General features: G+C 73.3%; 17 protein-coding genes. 12 read left to right on the forward strand and 5 right to left on the reverse strand.

Annotated features, from left to right (window positions below):
* Positions 1-41: 41 nt before the first annotated feature.
* On the reverse strand, positions 42-1847 hold the full coding sequence (locus EV374_RS26325; protein ID WP_132239844.1) for a serine hydrolase: 1806 nt from the start codon (positions 1845-1847) through the stop codon (positions 42-44).
* Positions 1848-1860: 13 nt separating this feature from the next.
* A complete protein-coding gene (locus tag EV374_RS26330) occupies positions 1861-3681 on the reverse strand; it encodes a glycoside hydrolase family 3 protein (protein ID WP_132239845.1) in 1821 nt (606 codons plus the stop codon).
* A 176-nt stretch (positions 3682-3857) separates the two neighbouring features.
* On the opposite strand from EV374_RS26330, the gene EV374_RS26335 reads away from it, so the two are divergent.
* From EV374_RS26335 to EV374_RS26345, 3 genes are all read left to right on the forward strand, one after another.
* Positions 3858-4433, forward strand: coding sequence for an RNA polymerase sigma factor (locus EV374_RS26335; protein WP_486485975.1), 576 nt, complete (start codon positions 3858-3860; stop codon positions 4431-4433).
* Positions 4426-5145 carry a hypothetical protein gene (locus EV374_RS26340; protein ID WP_132239847.1) on the forward strand — a complete coding sequence of 240 codons (720 nt, stop codon included), beginning with the start codon at positions 4426-4428 and terminating at the stop codon, positions 5143-5145. Before EV374_RS26335 ends, EV374_RS26340 begins: the two co-directional genes overlap by 8 nt.
* Before the next feature lie 234 nt (positions 5146-5379).
* Positions 5380-5808 (forward strand): hypothetical protein, encoded by a 429-nt coding sequence (locus tag EV374_RS26345; RefSeq protein ID WP_486485976.1) that lies wholly within the window; start codon positions 5380-5382, stop codon positions 5806-5808.
* A gap of 212 nt (positions 5809-6020) precedes the next feature.
* Here the strand turns inward: EV374_RS26345 and EV374_RS26350 are convergent, their stop codons facing one another.
* Positions 6021-7046, reverse strand: a complete 1026-nt coding sequence (locus tag EV374_RS26350) for an alpha/beta fold hydrolase (RefSeq protein ID WP_486485977.1) — start codon at positions 7044-7046, stop codon at positions 6021-6023.
* A gap of 351 nt (positions 7047-7397) precedes the next feature.
* Between EV374_RS26350 and EV374_RS26355 the strand changes: the two genes are divergently transcribed.
* Positions 7398-8903 (forward strand): aminopeptidase P family protein, encoded by a 1506-nt coding sequence (locus tag EV374_RS26355; protein WP_132239850.1) that lies wholly within the window; start codon positions 7398-7400, stop codon positions 8901-8903.
* Positions 8904-9063: 160 nt separating this feature from the next.
* Here EV374_RS26355 and EV374_RS26360 read toward each other — a convergent pair whose 3' ends face one another.
* The gene (locus tag EV374_RS26360; RefSeq protein ID WP_132239851.1) at positions 9064-10446 is read right to left on the reverse strand and encodes a hypothetical protein; all 1383 of its coding nucleotides are present in this window, start codon (positions 10444-10446) and stop codon (positions 9064-9066) included.
* 979 nt (positions 10447-11425) lie between these two features.
* On the opposite strand from EV374_RS26360, the gene EV374_RS26365 reads away from it, so the two are divergent.
* From EV374_RS26365 to EV374_RS26390, 6 genes are all read left to right on the forward strand, one after another.
* Positions 11426-12355, forward strand: a complete 930-nt coding sequence (locus EV374_RS26365) for an acetaldehyde dehydrogenase (acetylating) (RefSeq protein WP_132239852.1) — start codon at positions 11426-11428, stop codon at positions 12353-12355.
* Positions 12352-13362, forward strand: a complete 1011-nt coding sequence (gene dmpG, locus EV374_RS26370) for a 4-hydroxy-2-oxovalerate aldolase (RefSeq protein ID WP_132239853.1) — start codon at positions 12352-12354, stop codon at positions 13360-13362. The genes EV374_RS26365 and dmpG overlap by 4 nt, the downstream gene beginning before the upstream one ends.
* Before the next feature lie 101 nt (positions 13363-13463).
* Positions 13464-14270, forward strand: a complete 807-nt coding sequence (locus tag EV374_RS26375; RefSeq protein ID WP_132239880.1) for a cupin-like domain-containing protein — start codon at positions 13464-13466, stop codon at positions 14268-14270.
* Positions 14270-15523, forward strand: coding sequence for an 8-amino-7-oxononanoate synthase family protein (locus tag EV374_RS26380; RefSeq protein WP_132239854.1), 1254 nt, complete (start codon positions 14270-14272; stop codon positions 15521-15523). The genes EV374_RS26375 and EV374_RS26380 overlap by 1 nt, the downstream gene beginning before the upstream one ends.
* The gene (locus tag EV374_RS26385; protein WP_132239855.1) at positions 15520-16389 is read left to right on the forward strand and encodes an aldolase/citrate lyase family protein; all 870 of its coding nucleotides are present in this window, start codon (positions 15520-15522) and stop codon (positions 16387-16389) included. The genes EV374_RS26380 and EV374_RS26385 overlap by 4 nt, the downstream gene beginning before the upstream one ends.
* A complete protein-coding gene (locus EV374_RS26390) occupies positions 16386-17348 on the forward strand; it encodes an ornithine cyclodeaminase family protein (protein ID WP_132239856.1) in 963 nt (320 codons plus the stop codon). Before EV374_RS26385 ends, EV374_RS26390 begins: the two co-directional genes overlap by 4 nt.
* A gap of 1 nt (position 17349) precedes the next feature.
* Here EV374_RS26390 and EV374_RS26395 read toward each other — a convergent pair whose 3' ends face one another.
* Entirely contained in the window at positions 17350-17844 is a 495-nt protein-coding gene (locus tag EV374_RS26395; protein ID WP_132239857.1) for a MaoC family dehydratase, read from the reverse strand.
* Between the two features lie 150 nt (positions 17845-17994).
* On the opposite strand from EV374_RS26395, the gene EV374_RS26400 reads away from it, so the two are divergent.
* Both EV374_RS26400 and EV374_RS26405 read left to right on the forward strand, forming a co-directional pair.
* A complete protein-coding gene (locus EV374_RS26400) occupies positions 17995-19359 on the forward strand; it encodes a hypothetical protein (protein ID WP_132239858.1) in 1365 nt (454 codons plus the stop codon).
* Positions 19360-19543: 184 nt separating this feature from the next.
* A complete protein-coding gene (locus EV374_RS26405) occupies positions 19544-21124 on the forward strand; it encodes an amino acid adenylation domain-containing protein (protein ID WP_132239859.1) in 1581 nt (526 codons plus the stop codon).
* Positions 21125-21165 lie beyond the last annotated feature (41 nt).

Here is a 21165-nt window from a genome sequence, read left to right on the forward strand (position 1 = left end):
GCCGAGCGCTGGTGGCCCGGGCGACGCGGGCCGTGGCCCGGTCAGGTGCGGGCAGGCGACCAGCCCACGGGGACGAGCCGGGCGGCGTCGGCGCCCTCGCCCTGGAAGAGCAACCCGTCGCGGTCGGCCGCCACGATCCGGTCGACGTAGACGCCCCGACCCTGGCTGGAGGCGTCGGTGGTGCTGCTGAAGCGCAGGTGGGTCGCCCGGTCGGGCAACTCGACGGAGACCTGCCACCAGACCCGACCGCCGTGGCCGGTGACCGTGCCGTCACTGCTCCACCGCCGGTCGGCGTGGCGCAGCAGCAGTCGTCCCGGAGCCCACGTGGCTCCGCCGTCGGTGGAGACCTCGAAGCGGGCGCTGTCGAAGCGGGGCTCGGTGTCGTACCAGAGCAGGAAGCTCGCCGTGCCGCCCCGCGCCGGCCGGCGTAGCGGGGCCGTGAGGGTGACGGTCGCGAGGTCGCGCGGGTCGGCCCGCCACGCCTCGCGGGACCGGGGGCGCACCGGCATCGCCTCGGCGAGATCGCGCGCGACGGCGCGCCGGGCGACGTTGTTGCTGCCCCAGCCGCGGTCGGGGTGAACCCGGTTGCTGAGCAGGATGACGAACGAGTGGGAGAGCGGGTCGACGACGATCGACGTCCCGGTGAAGCCGGTGTGCCCGAACGCCACCGGGGAGGAGAGGCCCATCATGTACCAGTGCTTGTCGAGCTCGAAGCCCAGCCCGCGATCGCTCTCGGGGTAGGCCTGCTCCAGCGGGGCGTTGTAGTTGACCAGCATCGCGCGCACCGTGGCCGCCCGCAGGATGCGTCGCCCCCGGTACTCGCCGCCGTTGAGCAGGGACTGGCAGAGCACAGCCAGGTCCGCCGCGGTGGAGAACACCCCCGCGTGCCCGGCGACGCCGCCGAGCGACCACGCGTTCTCGTCGTGCACCTCACCCCAGACCATGCCCCGTCCGGCGTACGGCTGGTACTCGGTGGCGGCGATCCGCGACCGCCGCTGCGGCCCCGGGTTGTAGCCGGTGTCGGTCATGCCCAGCGGGGCGGTGACGCCGTCGGCGACGAGCGCCTCCAGCGGGCGGCCGGTCACCCGTTCCACCAGCACGCCCAGCGCGATCAGCCCGAGGTCGGAGTACACGTACCGGGTACCGGGCTCCGCACCGGGCGCGAGCGGCGTGGCGAGCGCGGCGGCGAACCGCTCCGCCGGCGTCGGGTACCTGCTCCACAGGGGGACGAAGGCGGGCAGACCCGAGGTGTGGGTGAGCAGCATCCGTACGGTGACCGCCGCCTTGCCGCCGGCGGCGAACTCCGGGACGTAGCGGGCGACCGGCGCGTCGAGGTCCACCCGTCCCCGCTCGACCTGCTGCATGGTCACGATGGTGGTGAACAGCTTCGACACCGACGCCAGGTCGAAGATGGTGTCGGGCCGCATCGGGATCTGCTCGTCGGCGGGGAGTTCCACCCCTGCCAGCCCGGGCGGCGGGCCGACGGCGGCGTACTTCACCGCGGCACCCACCGCGGCGTGCTGCACGACCACGCCGTCCTTGGCCGCCAGGACCACGGCGCCCGCGTACGCGGGGTGACCGGGGTGGTCCGGCGTCGGCTCGAGGTACGCCGCCAGGTCGGCGGGCATGCGGTCCACGTGCTCGGGGAGCAGACCGACCTGGCGGGCGTGGCCGGGCCGCAGCGTGTCGTGCCGGAAGTGGATGTCGGCGGGCGTGACGACCGGCGGCGCCGAGCCGGCCGGCGGCGGCGTGGCCCCGGCCGCCGTGGCCGGCAGCGCCGCGCCCAGGACGGCCACGGTCAGGCCGATCGCGAGTGGACGGAGCGCGGGTGGGCGGAGCGACGACATGGTGGGTTGCCTCCTACCAGCTCATGCCGTGGCCGTAGGGGTAGAGCACGGTGCCCGCGCCCTCGGCCGTGGGGATCGTGACGGGAAGCCGCCCGCGGGGGGACAACTCGCCGTGCAGCGCGCGGACGAGGGCGTCCATCGCCGCCCGCGTGTACGAGTAGGTCGCCAGGTAGGTGGTCACGCCCGGCAGGTACGCGAGGTCGTAGGGGTCCCGCACCGCCACCACCACCACGGGCTTCCCGGTGCCGAGCAGCGCGGCGACGAGACGCCGCTGGGTGCCGCGCGGATCGGTGACGGTCGTGTCCCACGCCTTGTTGGTCAGCACGACGGTGAGGTCGTGCCCGGCCGCCAGCGCGGCCGTCGCGGCGATCGTCTGATCCGAGGGCAGGGTCGCGGGCCGGGCGGTGGCCCGGGCGCCGCGGGCGGTGAACCCGTCGGCGACGGTCTCGACCGGCGCGAAGGCGGCGCTGTTCCAGCCGGTGACCAGCACCGAGCGCTGCCCGGAGTCCAGCGGCAGCAGCCCCGCGTCGTTGCGGACGGCGGTGAGGGTCGGGTCGGTGACCCGCGCCACAGCGGCGAGGTGCTCGGGCGCCCCGACCGTGCGTACGGCCTGCTCGACGTCGACCAGCGGCGACCGGGCGAGGCCCTGCCGGTACTTCATGGCGAGGATGCGCCGGACCGACTCGTCGACGCGCCGCTCGGTCAGCTCGCCGGTGGCGACGGCCCGCAGCACCGCGTCCCGGGCCAGCCGCAGGTCCGGCGGCATCAGGAGCTGGTCGGCGCCGGCCTTGAGGGCCAGCACGGGCACCCGGTCGTCGCCGTACTTGCGCCGCACGGCGGCCATGTTCAGCGCGTCGGTGACGATGACGCCCCGGAAACCGAGCTCGCCGCGCAGCACGCCGGTGAGGATCGTCGGCGACAGCGTGGCCGGGTCGCCGGAGGGGTCGAGCGCGGGTACCACGATGTGCGCCGTCATGATCGATTCGACGCCGGCGCTGATCGCCCGCCGGAACGGCGGCGCGTCGATCCGGTCCCACTCCTGTCGGGTGTGGTCGATGACCGGCAGGTCGGTGTGGCTGTCCGTGGCCGTGTCGCCGTGGCCGGGGAAGTGCTTCGCCACCGCGGTCACGCCGGCGCCGTCCTGGAACCCGGCGACCTGGGCGGCGGTCAGCTCGGACACCAGGTGGGGGTCGGCGCCGAAGGACCGTACGCCGATCACCGGGTTGCCGGGGTCGACGTTGACGTCGGCGATCGGCGCGTACGGCTGGTGGATGCCGACCGCGCGCAGCTCGCGTCCGGTGATCTTCGCGGCCTCGTGGGCGGCCCGGGGCGACCGCCCGGCGCCCAGGGCCATCGACCCGGGGAACTGCGCGGCGGGGGCGGGCATGCGCAGCACCACGCCCTGCTCCTGGTCGGTGGAGACAAGCAGGGGCACCCGCCCCTTCGTGCCGTCGCCGACGGCGGCCCGCTGCAACCCGTTGGAGAGGGTGGCGATCTGGCGCGGGCTGTCCAGGTTGTGCGACCACGAGAAGTAGCAGACGCCGCCGAGGTGGAACTCGTCGACGACCTCGGCGGGCGTCTCGACGCCGAACGCCGCGCGGTTGGCGGCGCGGTCGGCGGCCGAGGGTTCGGTGGCGTCGGCGCCGTAGACGTAGGTGGCGAAGAGCTGGCCGACCTTCTGCGCCAGGCTCATGTGCCGCAGCGTCGAGGTGACCCAGCCGTGCTCGCCGCCCGGTGGGCGCGCGGGTGTGGCGGAGGCCTGGACGGGCAGCGGTGCGAGGGTGGTCGACAGGGTGACCACCAGGACGGTCGCGGTAACGAGTCGGGCCTTCATCGACGACGACCTCTCAGTCCGGATGGCTGAAACTTAGCTACGCATCGATGAATCGTCAAGAAGGATTGCTACACGCCGGGCCGGACTCCGGCGTGACCGGCGGGACGGCGGAGGACGCGACCGGAGGGCTTTTCGCGCTGCGGCGGAACCCGCAGGGCGCCGGTGGTGTCATCAACGTGTCCCCATCGGAGGTACCCCTGAACGACGAAGACCTGGTCACCCGCGCCCGGGCGGGCGACCTGGAGGCGTACGAACTCCTGGTCGCCCGGCACACCGCGTCCGCGTACCGGACGGCGGTGCTGCTCGGCGCGGGTCCGGACGCGGAGGACGTCATCCAGGAGGCGTTCGTGAAGGGACATCGCAAGATTTCCCGCTACCGGGGAGAGTCGTCGTTCCGGTCGTGGCTGCTGGCGATCGTGGCCAACGAGACCCGCAACCTGCACCGGTCGCGCGGCCGGCGCGACGGGCTCGCCCTGCGCGTGGCCGTCGCGAACCCGCCCGCGGAGATCGGCGGGGACGCCGCCGTCGAGGCCGTCCTGGCCGGGGAGCGCCGGGCCACCCTGGTGCGGGCCCTGCGCTCGCTGCCGGTGAAGGACCGTGAGGTGATCGTGTGCCGGTTCTTCCTCGACCTCAGCGAGGACGAGACCGTGACCATGCTGGGCTGGCGGCGCGGCACGGTGAAGTCGCGGACCTCCCGGGCACTGGCGAAGCTCCGCGGCCTGCTCGACGTCGCGGAGGTGCGCCGTGGATGACCTCGAACGCGAACTGCGCGACCTCGCCGCCTGGCTGGAGACGCCCGACCCGCCCGACGTGACGACCCGGGTACGCGCGCGCCTCGCCGCGCCCCCGCCCAGGCGCTGCCGGTGGCGCCACCTCGTCGCCGCGGCACTGGCCGCCCTGGTCGTGGCGGCGCTGCCGCCGGGGCGCGCCGCCCTCGCCGACGCCGCCGCCGGGCTGCTGCGCTTCGCCGGGATCACGATCGCCACGACGCCCGACCCGGCGCGTCCCACCGGCGCGGCCTCGCCGCTGCCGACGCAGCGGCCCGCCACCCTGGCCGAGGCACAGCGGAAGGTGCGCTTCCCCGTCCGCACCCCGACGAAGCTGGGCCCGCCGGAGCAGGTGCTGGTCGCCGACCCCGACGGCGCGGGCTTCTGCCGGGTGGCGACGCTGCTCTACCGCGGGGGAGCGTTGCGCATCGACGCCTTCGACGGCCGCCTCGACCTGGCCTTCCACAAGGAGAGCAGCGCGGCGGGTGCCAGCTGGGTCCAGGTCGACGGCGGCTTCGCCGTCTGGATCGGCGCCCCGCACCCGGTCTCCTACGTGGATCGCACCGGCGTCGTCCGGGTGGAGACCGCACGGCTCGCCGCCGCCACCCTGATCTGGCAGGGGGCCGACGTCAGCTACCGCATCGAGGGCGACCTCACCCGCTCCGAGGCGATCGAGATCGCCAGGTCGCTGCGTTAGGGCGGTCGTGCCGACCCGGGCCCGCCACCCGGGGGGCCGGGGTCGGGAACCCGGGGGAGCCGGCCGGTGTCCCGACAGTGAGAAAGCACGAGCAGGTCGTCGGGAGGGCGTGAGATGGGTTCAGCGCGCAGGGTGTTGCTGGGGGCAGTGGTCCTGTTGGCCGGGTGTGCGACAGCGGGACGGCCCGCCCCGCAGGCCGTCTCTCCGGCTGGTCCGCAGACTGCCCTTCCGGCCGTGACGGCGTCGGCAGGCGCGGCTGCGGGCGCCACCACCGGCTGCGGCTCCCGGGTCGAGACGGGGCCGCTGCCCGACTGGGCGGACGCCGGGTTCAGTGGGAGCGCCCGGACGCCGCACGTCCTCGGCGCGCGCGGCGAGATCGTCGCGGTGCTGTTCGGACACCCGCTGAGCCGGTCCAGAAAGCACGGGGCGAACAACAAGATCCTCTGGGTCGCCCGTCCCGCCGCGACGCCCCCCGCCGCGACCACCCCGGACGCCCTGCGGATCACCGCGACCCTGGACGGCGCCGGAACCCGGGTGACCCGGGAGGTCGCCGGCGGTCCGGGGCCGTCGATCGTCGACCTGCCGCAGGCGGGCTGCTGGCACCTCGAACTGCGCTGGTCCGGGCGCACCGACGTGCTGGACCTCGTCTACGCGGACAGCTAGGCCCACGCGCCGCCGACCGTGCCGGAGGCGTCGGACGCCGCCGCACCCACTCGTCCGCGAGCACCAGTTCCACGGTCGGGGCCGGCGAGGTACGCCGACGCCACGGCGAGGGCGGCCGGGTCGACCGGAAGGGGCGGTGGCGTCGCCACCGCCGGCCCGGGTCGACGCAGGTCGCCCTCGCCGTGGCGCGGTACGTGCGGGCGGGGCTCAGGTCAGGGGGCGCAGCCGGTCAGCTCGGGGCTGGACGGGGTGCCGGTGGAGGGTCCGAAGAAGAGCAACGCGCAGGCGCTGAAGAAGGTCGGGTTCTCCTCGGCGATCCAGTGGCCGGTGTCGGGGGCCACGACCGTGCGGACGTCGTCGGCCACCTGCTGGTAGGAGGCGGCGACGGCGGGTCCGAACACGGACTGGGCGCCCATGGCCATCACGGGAATCCTCAGGCGCTTTGACTGCGCGTGCGCCTGGTTGTCGGCGGCGTCGGCCTTGAACGCCCGGTAGTACTCGTATCCCGCCGTGCGCTTCGCCGGGTCGGAATACGCGCGGTAGTAGACGTTGCGGTCGATCGCCGCCGGATGTTGCGCGCGGTCGAAGAGCATTCCCAGATAGGTGGGGACGTCCTCGTTGTCCATGATGCGTTCCGGGATGGGCGCCGGTGAGGCGTTGAAGAGGAAGTGCCAGCTGATCCCGTAGAAGTTCTCCAGTCCGAATCCCGACAGCGGGCTTTCGACGACCCCGATCCGGGTGACCTCGGTGGGGAAGTCGCGGGCGTAGTTGTAGGCGACCATGGCGCCGAGGTCGTGACCGATAAGGGCCACCTGCGTGAAGCCGAGCTGGTTGACGGCCTGCCGGATCCGGCGCGCCGTGGTGGCCTTGTCGTAGCCGCCGGCCGGGGCCGTGGAGGCGCCCAGGCCGGGCAGGTCGAACGTGATCACGGTGTGCTGCTGGGCGAGGCTGGGCAGCACCTTGTGCCACACCCACGACGTCTGCGGCCAGCCGTGCAGCAGCACCAGCGGCGAGCCGCTCCCGCTGGTGGTGTAACGCAGGGTCGCGCCGTCGACCGTGACGTTGCCCTGGCGTACGGCGTGGCCGCCGACGGGCGCGGCGGCCGGCTCCGGCGGCGGCGCGGGGGCCACGGCCGCGGCACCCGCGCCCGCCCCACCCACGAGTGCCACCCCGAGCGCGGCCGCGACGGCGATCCGCCTGCCCCGACGACGCGAATCACTGCCGAAAGCTGTCTTCACCGCAGAACTCAACGCAGAAAATTGCATGGACACTTCGCTTTCCGTGAGTTGGCGACCGCATCGGACGGTCGGATCAAACAAAGCGGAAACGGCGGCGTTCACAAGCGCGCCACGGATGCCGATCGAGCGGCTTCGGAAATGTTACAACGGATGTCAAGACGTCGATCGATTGTGGCGTTTCGGCAAACTCTGCGGCCCGTGCCGTGGACACAAACGTCGATACCCGCTTACGCGCCGGACGCCCGACGGTGACGACCGCGAACCACGCCTGCCGCCGGGGCGCTCCAGGGCCACAGTCGAGGGTCGCGGCAGCTTTGCCGTGGCTCCGCGGCGCGTGGCAGGATATCGGCCATGACAAGCGACGAGCAGGTGAAAGCCAGCCACCGTAACACCCCGACGAGCGACGCATTCCGCGCTTTCATCGCCTCCGGCTGGGCCAGTACGGATGCGGCACCTGTCCCGCGCGCGGAGGTCGCCGAGCACGCGGCCCGCCGCCGGGCGGCCTTGTCACGCCGGTTCCCGGGCGAGCGCCTCATCATCCCCGCCGGCGGCCTCAAGGTGCGCAGCAACGACACCGACTACACCTTCCGCCCGCACACGGCCTTCGCCTGGCTGACCGGTCTCGGGTTCGACACCGAGCCCGACAGCGTCCTGGTGCTGGACCCCAGGCCCGACGGCCACGAGGCGATCCTGTTCTTCCGGCCGCTCGCGCCGCGCGACAGCGAGGAGTTCTTCGCGGACTCCCGGTTCGGTGAGTTCTGGGTCGGACCCCGCCCGACGATGCGCGAGATCGAGCAGCGCCTCGGCATCGGCACCCGGCACATCGACTCGCTCCCGGACGTCCTGGCCAAGGACGCCGGCGCGACCGTGGTGCGCGTGGTGCGGGGGGCCGACGGCGAGCTCGCCCGGCTCGTCGACGAGACCCGGGCCCAGGCGGAGACGCCCGCGTCGGTCACGCAGCAGCACGAGGCGGACGAGGAGCTGGCCCGCCACCTGTCGGGGATGCGACTGTGCAAGGACGAGTGGGAGGTGGGCGAGATGCGCAAGGCGATCGCCGCCACCCACCGGGGCTTCGAGGCCATCATCGCCGGGCTGCCCGAGGCCGTGGGCAAGGAGCGCGGCGAGCGGTGGGTCGAGGGTCTCTTCGGCCTGTACGCCCGCCACGACGGCAACGGCATCGGCTACGAGACCATCTGCGCCTCCGGCGACCACGCCAACACCATCCACTGGACGAAGAACACCGGTCCGGTCCGCGAGGGCGACCTCATCCTGGTGGACGCCGGCGTCGAGGTCGACTCCCTCTACACCGCCGACATCACGCGCACCCTCCCGGTGACCGGTCGCTTCACCGACGTGCAGCGCAAGATCTACGAGGCGGTCCTGGAGGCCCAGGAGGCCGGCCTGGCGGCGGTCAAGCCGGGCAACAAGTTCAGCGACATCCACGCCGCCGCGAACGTGGTCATCGCCCGGCGGCTGCACGAGTGGGGGCTGCTGCCCGAGGGCGTGACCCTCGAGCAGACGCTGGACCGGGAGAGCGGCGGCTGGCACCGGCGGTGGATGGTCCACGGCACCTCCCACCACCTCGGCATGGACGTGCACGACTGCCAGATGCTGCTGCGCCAGGAGTACAACGACGGCGAGCTGAAGCCCGGGATGATCCTGACCGTCGAGCCCGGCCTGTACTTCAAGGCCGACGACCTGCTGGCGCCGGCGGAGTTCCGCGGCATCGGCGTCCGGATCGAGGACAACGTGCTGGTCACCGAGGACGGTCACGAGAACCTGTCGTCGGCCATGCCGCGTACCGCCGACGACGTCGAGGCCTGGATCGACCGGGTGCGCTCCGGCGCGGGTGCCTGAGCACCCCGCGACCGACCGGCCGGCACGTGCGGGCGCGCAGCACCCGGTCGTGCCGGCCCCACCGGCCGTCGCGCACCGCTGAGCCCGCCGGGCACCGCGATCCGGTGCCCGGCGGGCGGCGGTACGCGCGCGACGGCCTGACCCGGCCGGCGACGGGCGCTCAGCCGCCGTGGAAGGTGCAGCCGATCTTCGCGCCGCCGGCCATGCTGACCACCCCGACCCCCGGGTCGGTGCTGCCACGGACGAGGCAGCCGGCGTAGCCGTCCTCGCCGACGACGTCGCGGTCGGCCAGGTAGACCCCCCAGTTGAGGTAGAGGTCCCGCACGCCGCCCGCGCCGTCGGCGAACGGCTCGGCGGCGGGCCGGACCCGGCGTTGCAGCACGTACGGGCCGTCCAGCGCGGCGTCGAGCCGGGCCTGCCACTCGTCGCCGCCCACCGTCCACCCGGCCAGTACGCCGTTGCCCCCGTGCAGCAGCGTCGGCTTCAGGATCAGCTCGTCCTGCCGGGCCCGGGCGTAGGCGAGCAGGTCGACCTCGGCCCCCTCGGGATCGGTGCCGCGCGGGCGTACGTGCCGGGTCCACGGCAGGAGCCGGTCGAGGCAGGCCAGCTCGTCGGCGTCGAACAGGTGCCGGTGCCGGTCGTCGGAGAGCATGGCCAGGGTGCCCTTGTTGCCGTACAGCTCGGCGTCCAGGCGGCTGAACAGGCCGACCTTCTCCTGCTCCGCGGCGACCAGCAGCGGCTCCACCTGGGCCGCCGCCGCCGGGTCGGCCAGGTCCTCGGGCAGGAAGTAGCGCACGACGACGTCGACGGCGCGGCCCGCCACGGTCGGCTGGCCCTGCGGGTACGTGAACTCGCCGAGGTGGCAGCCGATCCCCTCGATCCCGTACCCGGCGAGCAGCTCGGCGAACACCTCGAGCCGGCCGCCCACGATGGCATAGTTCTCCGTCGTGTCCACCACGGCGACGACGGGCGGCCGGTCCGTGGGGATCATCGCGGCGCACTCGGCGTACATCATCCGCACGATGCAGCCGAGGGTGTCCGGGTACCGGAGCCCGTGCCGGTCCACGAACTCCCGCAGCGGCGGGTACGCGAGCATCGCCCGGTTGATGTCGGCGGACTCGAAGCCGCCGAGGGCGCTGGTGAGGTTGAACTCGAGCAGCCGGAACCCCGCGCCGTCGTGGTAGAGGTCGGCGCGGCCCAGCGGGACGAGCGACCCGACGCGGGCGCCGCGCGTGATCAGCGCCGTCTGCCGGGGATCCATGCCGACGGCCTCGGCCAGTGCGGTGAGGTCCCCGTCGAACACCCGCTCCGGCAGGGCGCGCAGCAGGTCGTAGACGGTGCGCAGGTCCCGGGCGACGGCCCGGCACTCGCTCTCCGCCAGGAAGGCGGGGGCGCTCATGAACCGTTCCCGGTACGGCTCGAGGATGACCGAGTCCAGGGCGGCGGCCGTCGGGTCGCCCGTCGACGCGCTCCGGGCGAGGTGCTCGGCGTACGCGCGGCCCAGTGGCGACCTGCTCACTGCGGGCGGCCGGGTGGTCGTCATGGTGTGTCCTCTCGGGGCGGGTGGCGCGTCCGGTTCGGGGCGGGCGGGACCGGCAGTGGGTGCGGCGGCGATGGTCGTCCGGCGCCGGTCGAGCTTCGCCGGCGGGTGGGCGGACGTGCCATTCCCTCCCCCTTTCGATCTGCCGATACACCGCCGTCGACAATTCGGCCGGACCGTCCGAAATTGCCGGCACGGTGGAGCTGACGAGGATAGTCGCAAATGGTCGTGGCGGCGTCGAGGGCGAAGTGCCGTCGGTGCCGCGCGACGGATCGGTGACCCGCCGGAGGACCGCGCGGGCAGCCCCGACGTACGACCTGCCCGGAGGCCCTCCGCGGCGCCGCGAGCGGGTCGCTGGCTGCCGCCGCACATCGCCGTTCGCGGGCTCTGTGACGGTTCACACTCCAGCCTGGACTGTCGCGAGAGTGACGTAACAGCCGGGTCCACTCGGCGTGGCCATCTGATAGCTTCGATGCCGACGGAACGCTGCGGCTGACGGAGCGCAACGGCCGCATTGGTTGTCGTGCAGGTAAACGGGGGCTTCTTCGGTTAATACGTCGAGACTTCTGAGATCAAGGTATATGTCCGATTGTTGTTCGACTCGGCAATTCCAGCCGAACGGATTCCGCCGAACGACTCCCGGTCACGACGTGTTCCGACATCCGCCCGGCGCACCCGTCTCCCGACCGTCCATCGACCGCGACGCCCCGAGGGCGGCCGCGCCGCCGTGGACGTCGCGGGTCGTCCGGGCACCCGCACCCCTAGCGGCACGGCGGGCGGCGACGCCCGGCACGCCGAGCCCGCGCGACCGACCCCTGTCGTGTCGCACGGGGTTCCGCCCGGGGAGCCGCGCACTTCGAATGGTGAGGACGACGTACTTGAGAACCTACGACCCGGAATCCGTGAGCCGCGCGACCCGTACCCGCCGATCCCTCGCCCGGCGGTCGCGGACCGGCCGGCTCCGGCGCCCTGGAGGCACGCCTTGAGTCTCACCGCGGACGTGACCGACGCCGAGGTCCGCGTCGTCGAACCCGCCACCGTCGCCGTCATCGGCACCGGGGCGATCGGCCAGGACCTGATCAGCAAGATCCACCGATCCGCCCTGTTGGACTGCCGCCTGGTGGCCGGGCGCAATCCGGACTCGGCGGGCCTGCGGCACGCCGAGCGGTTCGGCTACCCCGTCAGCGCCGCCGGGATCGACGCCGTGCTGGCGGCGGGGGACGCGTTCGACGTCGTGTTCGACGCCACCAACGCGGCGTCGCACCTGCGCCACTGGTCGCTGCTGGAGCCGCTCGGCCCGCTGGTGGTCGACATGACGCCCAGCAGGGTGGGCCGGATGGTGGTGCCGACCGTGACCGGGGTGGAGGCGACGAGCGGGCGCAACATCAACCTGATCAGCTGCGGCGGCCAGGCGTCCATCCCGGTCGCGCACGCGCTCGCCGCCCGCTTCCCGGTGAGCTACATCGAGGTCGTCTCGACGGTGGCCAGCGACGTCGCGGGCCGTGGCACCCGGCTGAACCTCGACGAGTACGTGGCGACGACCCGGCACGCCGTCACGACGTTCTCCGGCGTACGCGACGTCAAGGCCATCCTCAACATCAGCCCGGCGGTGCCGCCGGCGACGTTCCGGACGGCCGTGCACGCGCGGATCCCGGGCGCCGAGGTCGCCGCGGTGCGCGCGGCGGTCGACCCGGTGGCCGAGCAGGTGCGCTCGTTCGCCCCCGGCTACGCGGTGACCGCCTGCACGGTGGTCGACGACCGGGTGACGGTCGCCCTCCAGGTCACCGCCCACAGCGACGTGCTGCCCGGGTACGCCGGCAACCTCGACATCATCAACTCGGCCGCCATCCTGGTCGCCGAGCAGCACGCGGCCCGGCTGGGCCGCAGCGCCCGGACGGAGGCGGCCCGATGAGGAACGTCGTGATCCACGACCCGACGCTGCGCGACGGCCAGCACGCGGTCCGCCACCAGCTCGGGGCCGTGGCCCTGCGCCGGTACGCGGAGGCGGCGGACGCGGCGCGGATCCCGGTGGTCGAGGTCGGCCACGGCAACGGCCTCGGCGCGTCGTCCCTACAGGTCGGTCAGGCCGCGGTCAGCGACGACGAGATGCTGTCGACGGTCCGGGAGGCGCTGCGGCACAGCCGGATGGGCGTGTTCATGCTGCCGGGCTGGGGCACCTCCGACGACCTGCGGCGCGCGATCGGCCACGGCGCCGACGTCGTGCGCATCGGCGTGCACGCCACCGAGACGTCGCTGGCCGAGCGCCACCTCGACGTCCTGCGCGAGGCCGGCGCCGAGGCGCACTGCGTGCTGATGATGAGCCACATGGCGTCGCCCGCCGAGCTGGCCGAGCACGCCGCGCAGGCCGTCGCGTACGGCGCGCAGGCGGTCGGGATCATGGACTCGGCGGGTCACTTCCTGCCCGACGACGTCACCGCGCGGATCGGTGCGATCGCCGCGGCGGTCGACACGCCGGTGATCTTCCACGGCCACGACAACCTCGGCATGGCCGTCGCCAACTCGGTGGCCGCGGCGCAGGCCGGCGCCCTGATCATCGACGGTTGCGCGCGGGGCTTCGGCGCCGGGGCGGGCAACACCCAGCTCGAGGTGCTCGTCCCCGTGCTGGAGCGCAGCGGCTTCGCGACCGGCATCGACCTTTACGCGCTCCTCGACGCCGCCGACCTCGCGGAACGCGAGCTCATGCCCGCACCTCCGGTCACCGCCTCGATGTCCATCGTGAGCGGCCTGGCCGGGGTGTTCTCCGGGTTCAAGCACCGGGTGGTCGAGCTGTCCGGCCGCGCCGGCGTCGACGCGCGCGACGTGTTCTTCGAACTCGGCAGGCGGCAGGCCATCGCCGGCCAGGAGGACCTGATCGTGGACGTGGTGGCGGAGTTGAGCGCCCGCAGGGCCAACGCGTGACCGGCCGCGCAGCGCGGCCCTCAGCAGTGAGGAAAGGCGACATGGGAGTTTCGGACGCAGTGCCCAACGCGAACGGGTCGGCGGGTGTCCCCGTGGCCCGCATGACCTTCGACGAGTTCATGGCCGTCGGCCCTGGCGGCCTGTTCAAGGCCGACGTGCCCGTGGTGATCGCGCTGCCGCCCGACGTGCAGGGGCTCGGCCGCGACGGCGTGGCGAGCCGGCTGGCCGACATGACCGTCACCCTGTTCACCGAGCCGGGCGACAAGAACCACCCGGGGCGCTGGGAGACCCGCGACATCAAGCTGCGCGACTTCTTCGCCGACGAGCGGCACCTGACGACCCCGGGCACGTGGCACCGGGTGGTGTCGAACATCCGCAACAGCCCGGCCGACGTCAACGCCGTCATCGGCTTCGACGCGGACAAGTTCTTCGGCTACGGCGACTCGCTGTACGCGGCGAACCTGTGGATCAGCCACCGCGGCGTGTTCACCAAGAACCACTTCGACGAGTTCGAGAACTTCAACATCGCGCTGGAGGGCCGCAAGCGGTTCATCATCGCCCCGCCCGGTTCCCGCGAGTACTATCCGCGCTCGGTGCTGCGCGGCTTCGGGGACAAGTCCCAGGTCTTCGACCTGGACAACGTCGACCTGGCGCGCTTCCCGAGGGTGGCGCCCAAGCTGGCCCAGCGCCGTGACTTCGTCCTCGAACCGGGCCACATGCTCTACCTGCCGCTCGGCTGGTGGCACCAGGCCGAGTCGCTGGACGAGATGAACATCAACGTCAATTTCTGGCTGAAGTCGAAGAAGATCCTCCGCAGGCCGCACGCGCTCGGCGTCGCGCTGTACACGTACGCCTACCGGAGGGTCAAGGGTGTCTACAGCTACAAGCCCACCGAGGTGAACTCCTGATGAGCGAGCGCAAGTCCATCACCCCCACCCACCGCTACCGCAACAACGACAAGCTCATCGGTGTGGGGAACACCTTCTGGAACATGTCCGAGGAGCACGGGGTCGCGGGCATCGTCGGCGACCTCTCCGACGGCGTGTTCCGGATGGCCGACGGCCACGAGTTCGTCAACTTCACCGTCTGCTCCTACCTGGACCTCGACACCCACCCCAAGGTGATCGACGGGGCCGTCGCCGCGCTGCGCCGATTCGGCGTGCTGGACCACTGCATCCCGCGCACCCGCGTCCAGACGTCGGTGCTGCTGGAGCTGGAGGAGTCGCTGGGCGAGCTGTTCGACGCCATGGTGATCAGCGCGATCTCCACGGCGGCGGCCAGCACCGGCCTGCTGCCGCTGATCGCGTCGGGGCACCTCGGCAACGGCACCCGGCCGCTGATGGTCTTCGACAAGAACGCCCACGTCTCGATGGCCAACGCCAAGCCGAACTGCGCCGACGAGACCGAGGTCGTCACCTGCCGCCACCACGACCTCGACTACCTCGAGGACATGTGCCGCACCTACGAACGCGTCTGCTACGTCGTGGACGGCTCGGACAGCCTCGGCGGCTACGCGCCCGTCGAGGAACTGGCCGTGCTGCAGGACAAGTACAACATGATGGTCTTCTACGACGACTCGCACTCGCTGTCGGCGTACGGCGAGCGCGGCATCGGCTACGTCCGCTCGCACTGCCCGGTGCGCGACGACCGCACCATCACCGTCGCGACCCTGAGCAAGGGCTTCGGGGCGGGCGGCACGGCGATCCTGCTCGACGGCTTCCCCAAGGAGACGCGGCGGATCGTGGAACGCTTCGCCGGGCCCCTGGGCTACTCGCAGAAGATGAACGCCGCCGCCGTGGGCGCCGCGCTCGCCTCGGCGGAGATCCACCGCACCGAGGAGCTCACCCGGCTCCAGGGGCGGCTGCGGGCCAACATCGCGCTGTTCGACTCCCTGCTGGCCACCGAGCAGTCGGGCAGCACGTACCCGATCCGAGTGGTGCCGATGAGCGACGAGACCGTCGTCGAGGCGGCCCAGCGGGTCTTCGCGGCCGGGTTCTACACCTCGCCGGTGTTCTTCCCGATCGTCGCCCGCGGCACCGCAGGGCTGCGGGTCATGCTGCGCGCGGGCCAGACCGAGGAGCAGATCACCAGGCTGTGCTCCGTGCTCGTCGAGGCCGGCGCCCGCCCGGCCGATGCGCGACCCGAGCCGGTGACCCGATGACCGGGGCCGCGCGGGCGATCCCGCGCAGCATCCTCTACACCCCGGCGCTGTCGCTGGACCGGGTCGTCAAGGCCTGGTCCTACGACGCGGACGTGCATCTGATCGACCTGGAGGACTCCGTACCGGCGGCCGAGAAGCCGGCCGCGCGCACCGTGTGCCGGGCCGCGCTGGAGAAGGCGCCCCGGCCGGAGAACGTCGCGGTACGCATCAACCAGCTGGGCAGCGTCGCGGCGGTGCAGGACCTGGTGGCCCTCACGGAGTGTTCCGTGCGGCCCGGCATCGTCATGATGACGATGGTGACGTCGGCGGCCGAGGTGACCCTGCTGCGGCAGATCCTGACCAGCGCGGACGCGCACCCGGAGATCTACGTGACGGTGGAGACCGTGGAGGCGGTCACGGAGATCGACGCGATCGCCGGGGCGAGTGACGGGCTGGTCCTCGGCTCGGCCGATCTGGCCGCCACGCTCGGGGTCGAGATCACCTGGGAGGCGATGCTCGCCGCCCGGCAGGCGATGGCGCTGGCCTGCGCCCGGCACGGCACCGCCTGCATCGACACCGCCAACTTCCGGCTCGCCGAGCCGGCCGTCCTGGCGCAGGAGACCGCCCGGGTGCGGGCGCTCGGCTTCCACGGCAAGGCGACGGTGCACCCGGGCGAGCTCGACGAGATCAACCGGGTGCTGCGCCCCCAGGCCGACGACCTGCGCCTGGCGCGCAGGGTGGCCGACGCCGTACGGGCGGCCAACGGCGGGATCGCCGTGCTGGACGGCAACATGGTGGGCCCGCCGTTCGCCCGGATGGCCCGCGCCACCGTGTCGCGCGAGGACGCCTGGGCCGCCCGCTTCGGCACCGACGGAGCTGCCGGATGACCGGGCCGGTGACGGTCGACGCCGCCCAGATGGCGGGCACGCCCCAGCTGGTGCGGGTGATCGACGCGCTGGGCGAGATGTTCGCGGACCTGGTCGCCGGCCGGACCGACTCCCCGGCGCGCACCGTCATCGAGCACGGCCCCCAGCGGGTCCTGCTGGTCAGCCCCGCCGTCTGGGAGCGGCGTGGGGTGGGCAGCGTCAAGATCACCACGCTCACCCCCGACAACCCCGGGCGCGGCCTGCCGCTGATCCACGGGGTCGTCGCGCTGACGGACCTGACCACCGGGCAGATCACGGCCCTGCTCGACGGCGCGGAGCTGACCGCCGTGCGCACCGGTGCGGTCGCCGCCCTGGCCACCCGCTGGTGCGCCGCCGAGGACGCCGAGGACCTCGCGGTCATCGGGGCGGGGGTGCAGGCGCGGTCGCTGGTGCGCGCGGTGGCGGCGGTGCGCCGGATCCGCAGCGTACGGGTGTTCTCGCGGACCCGGGACCGGGCGGAGCAGTTCGCCGACTGGGTGCGCGACGCCGTGCCCCACCCCGTGCACGCGAGCGTCTGCGACAGCGCCAAGGCCGCCGTCGCCGACGCGGCGATCATCTGCACGGCGACCTCCACCAGCGACAACACGCCGCTGGTGGAGGCGGACTGGGTGGCGCCCGGGGCGCACGTCAACGTCATCGGCGGCACCCACCCGGACGCGATCGAACTCGATCCCGCACTGCTGGTCGACGCCGTGGCGGTCGTCGAGGACCGCACCGCCGCGCTGGACGGCGCCGGTGAGGTGCGCGCCGCCCTGGCCGCCGGCCTGATCGGCGTGGACGACCTGCACGAGCTGGGCACGCTGGTCACCGGCGGGGTACGCGTCGGCGGGCGGACGTCCGTCCTGCGTACGGTCGGGATGGCCATCGAGGACACCGCCGCCGCCGTGGCGCTGCACGAGGGGGCGGCGTCCGTGGCGTAGGTCAGGCGGAGCTGTCCCGGCAGCGGACCATGAAGGAACGCTCGAAGACGATGACCGTCTCGCCGGTGGACTTCGTGCCCGTCGTCTCCACCGTGACGATGCCCTGGCCGGGTCGGGACCGGCTCAGGCGCTTGTCGAGGATGCGGCTGGTGGCGTACAACGTGTCCCCGACGAACACCGGCTCGCGCAGGCGGACCTTGTCCCAGCCGAGGTTGGCCACCGCCCGCGCGGACAGGGCCTGCACGGTCATGCCGCCGATCAGGCACAGGGTGATCCCGCTGTTGACGAGCACCCGCCCGTACTCGCTGCCCGCGCCGTAGTGCTCGTCGAAGTGCAGCGGGTGCTGGTTCATGGTGAGCAGGGTCAGCCAGGTGTTGTCGGTCTCGGAGATGGTGCGGCCCGGCCAGTGCCGGATCACCATGCCGGGCTCGAAGTCCTCGTAGTCCCCACCGTGCTCTTCGCGGTACTCGTTGCCCTGGACATGACGCAAGGTCATCGGCGGTTCTCCCGTGTCGGAGGTGGACGAACCGACGCGGTCCCCGTCGGACGTGAATGTTAGTCTATGTCGATCATCGTTTCGGAGACACCGGCCCCGCGGCGAGCACGCACCGGCGCCGGCCCGACGTGCGATTCCGGGGAGCGTCAGATGACCGTGCGCGAGCATGTCGGCAGTGCGGGGCCGGCCGGGCATCCGTGGTTCGGCACCCACCGCGTGGCGCCGGCCGCGCCGGCGGAGACGATCCGCGGGATGCTCCGCCACGAGCTGCGGGACACGGGCTGGCCCTACCAGCGGCTGTTGCCGGCGGCACCGATCGCCATCCCGCGCGCGTCCTACGCCGAGATCTTCCGGGCGGCCGCCGCGCTGGTCGACCTGCTCCGCCGCACCGCCCTCGAGACGGCCCCCACCACGCAGGGCCGGCTGGCGGCCTACCGCATGCCGCAGAGCGAGGACCAGCTGTTCGTGCGGGACCCGTTCGTCGAGGAGCGCTATCCGGACTGCGTCGTGCGGCCGGACGTCGTCATCGGGCCGGACGGGCCCCAGTTCCTGGAGTTCAACGTCAGCGGCGCGCTCGGCGGCGTGGTGGAGACGCGCAGCCGCCTCGAGGTGTGGCGCAGGCTGCACGCCGACGCGACGGGCAGGACCCCGTTCAGCTCCCCGGACCCGTTCGCCGTGCGCGCCGAGATGTACCGCTCGCTCTGCGCCGAGCTGGGGCTGGCGCCCAGGGTGGCCATCGTCGGCAGCGCCCGGGTCTACGGCGTGCAGAGCCGCTACTTCCAGCTGGAGGCCGACTACCTCAACAACCACGGCCTCACCGCCCGCTTCTTCGAGCCCGAGGAGCTGCCGGAGGCGTGGGACTGCCCGCCCCACCTGCGCTACCCGATCGGGCTGCGCAACTTCACCATCCCGGACTGGCTCGACGCCGGTCTCGACACCAGCTACGTGCAGGACGCGCTCGACAACGGCTGCCTGCTCGTGGGCACCCAGACGTCGACCTTCATGCACAGCAAGCTGACCATGGGCCTGCTCTCGGAGGGCCGGCCGTGGATGAGCGCGGCCGACCGGAGCCTCGTCGACAGGTACGTGCCGTGGACGCGGATCCTCGCGGACCGCCGCACCAGCCGGGCGGGGCGCGAGGTCGAGCTGCTCCCGTTCGTCCTGGCGAACCGGGACCTGCTGGTGCTCAAGGCGGGCCTGGGGGAGAGCGGCAAGCAGGTGGTCATCGGCGGCGAGGTCGACCAGGCGACGTGGGAGTCCGCCGTCGCCGAGGCCGCCGCCGACGGCACCAGCGTGGTGCAGGACTTCGTGGCGCCCCGCACGTGCCGGGTCTCGCTCGTCGCCGACGGCGCCGACGAACCCCACGACGTCGAGGTCGCCCCGGTGATCGGGCCGCTGCTGTTCGGCGGACGCGCGGCGGGCCTGTTCTGCCGCTACTACGGCGACGGTTCCGCCGGGATCGTCAGCGCCCGGGGGCGCGACAGCGGCTCCGACAACTGCATGGTGGCCGTCTGACCACACCGGACGCGTCGTCGTCCGCCGAGCGGCCCCGACGATAGGGGGTTCGCGGCACGAATGAGGTGTTGTCGCGGTGCGGCCCCCGTGTCACGATCGCTGCCACCGCAAGCCCCGTGCCGCGCGAGCCCACGGTCGACCGGCTACCTGTCGGCCCGCCGCCGTCGAACCGAAGGAACCTGCCATGCCTGCCGATCCCGAGGTGACCGGCCCGCCGACCGGGTGGCACCCCGACCGGGCGGTGCCCGCGCTGATCTGGGCGGCCGCGCAACGGCACGGCCACCGTACGGCCGTCGTCGGCGCGGACGCGACACTGAGCTACGCCGAGCTGCGCCACGCCGTCGCGGGTCTCGCCGACGTGTTGCGGCGCCACGGTGCGACAGCCGCCCCGGTGGCCGTCCTGGCCGACCGGGGCGCCGCCCAGCTGGTGGCGTGCCTGGCCGCGCTGCACGCCGGGGCCGGCTACGCCTGCGTGGACGCCAACCAGCCCCCGGCCCGCGTCGAGAGCCAGCTGCGCGGCTGCGGGGCGGCCGTCGTGGTGACGGATCGCGACGACCCGCCGGTGTCCGGGCAGGTGGTGCTCGCCGTCGACCTGGCCGGCTGGATCGGCGCCGGGGCGACGGCGGAGCGCGCCGGGGCGCTGGGCGGTCCGCCGCCGGTCGCGGGGGACCAGCTCGCCTACACCGTGTTCACGTCCGGCTCCACCGGCGTACCCAAGGTCGTCGAGATCCCCCACGCGGCCCTGGCCAACTACGCGGCCTTCGTCGCCCGGCTGGTCGAGCCGGAGCGGGTCGACGGCGAACGGCTGCGCTTCGCGTCGGTGACCAGCCTCGCCACGGACCTCGGGCACACCGCGGTCTTCCCGGCGCTCACCGGGGGAGACACGCTCCACCTGGTGCCCACCGAGACCGCGACGGACCCGGACGACTTCGCCGACTATCAGGACGAGCACCGCGTCGACGTCCTGAAGATCACCCCCTCGCACCTGGCGGCGCTGCTCGACGAGGCGGCGGAGCGGGCCCTGCCCCGCCGCCTGCTCATCGTCGGTGGCGAGGTGTGCCGGTGGGAGCTGGTGGACCAGGTCCGCGAGTTGTCGGACGTGCGGATGGTCAACCACTACGGCCCGACCGAGACCACCGTCGGCGCGCTCACCTTCGAGGTGCCGACCGACCCGGCGGCGCGCCCGGGCACCGCCACCGTGCCGATCGGCCGCCCGATCGACAACGCGCGGGTCGCCGTCGTCGACGCCGACCTGCGCCCGGTCGCGGCGGGCGTCGAGGGGGAGCTGCTCATCTTCGGCGCGGGGCTCGCCCGCGGCTACCGCGACGACCCCGCAACGACCGGCGAGATGTTCCCGACCGACCATCCCGAGGGCCGGTGCTACCGCACGGGTGACCTGGTGACCCGCCACCCCGACGGACTGGTGGAGTTCCACGGCCGCCGCGACGGCCAGGTCAAGATCCGGGGCCACCGCGTCGAGCTGGGCGAGGTGGAACAGGCGGTACGCCGGTGCGCCGGGGTGCGCCGGGCGGCGGTGGTGCCGGTCGCCGGGACCGGCGCCGTCCCGCGCCTCGTCGCGTACGTCGTGCCGAGCGAGCCGCCCGGACCGACCGCCCGCGAGCTGCGCGACCAGCTCCGCGAGACGCTGCCCGACTACCTGCTGCCCGGCGCCGTGGTGTGCCTCGACGAGCTGCCCCGGACGCCGAGCGGGAAGCTGGACGTGCGCGCGTTGCCGGCACCCGGCAGGCCCGCCGCGCGGCGGTAGCTCCCGACCCGGCCGCCCCGGCTCGGGCAGGACGGGTCGGC

Source organism: Micromonospora sp. CNZ303, from assembly GCF_004345505.1.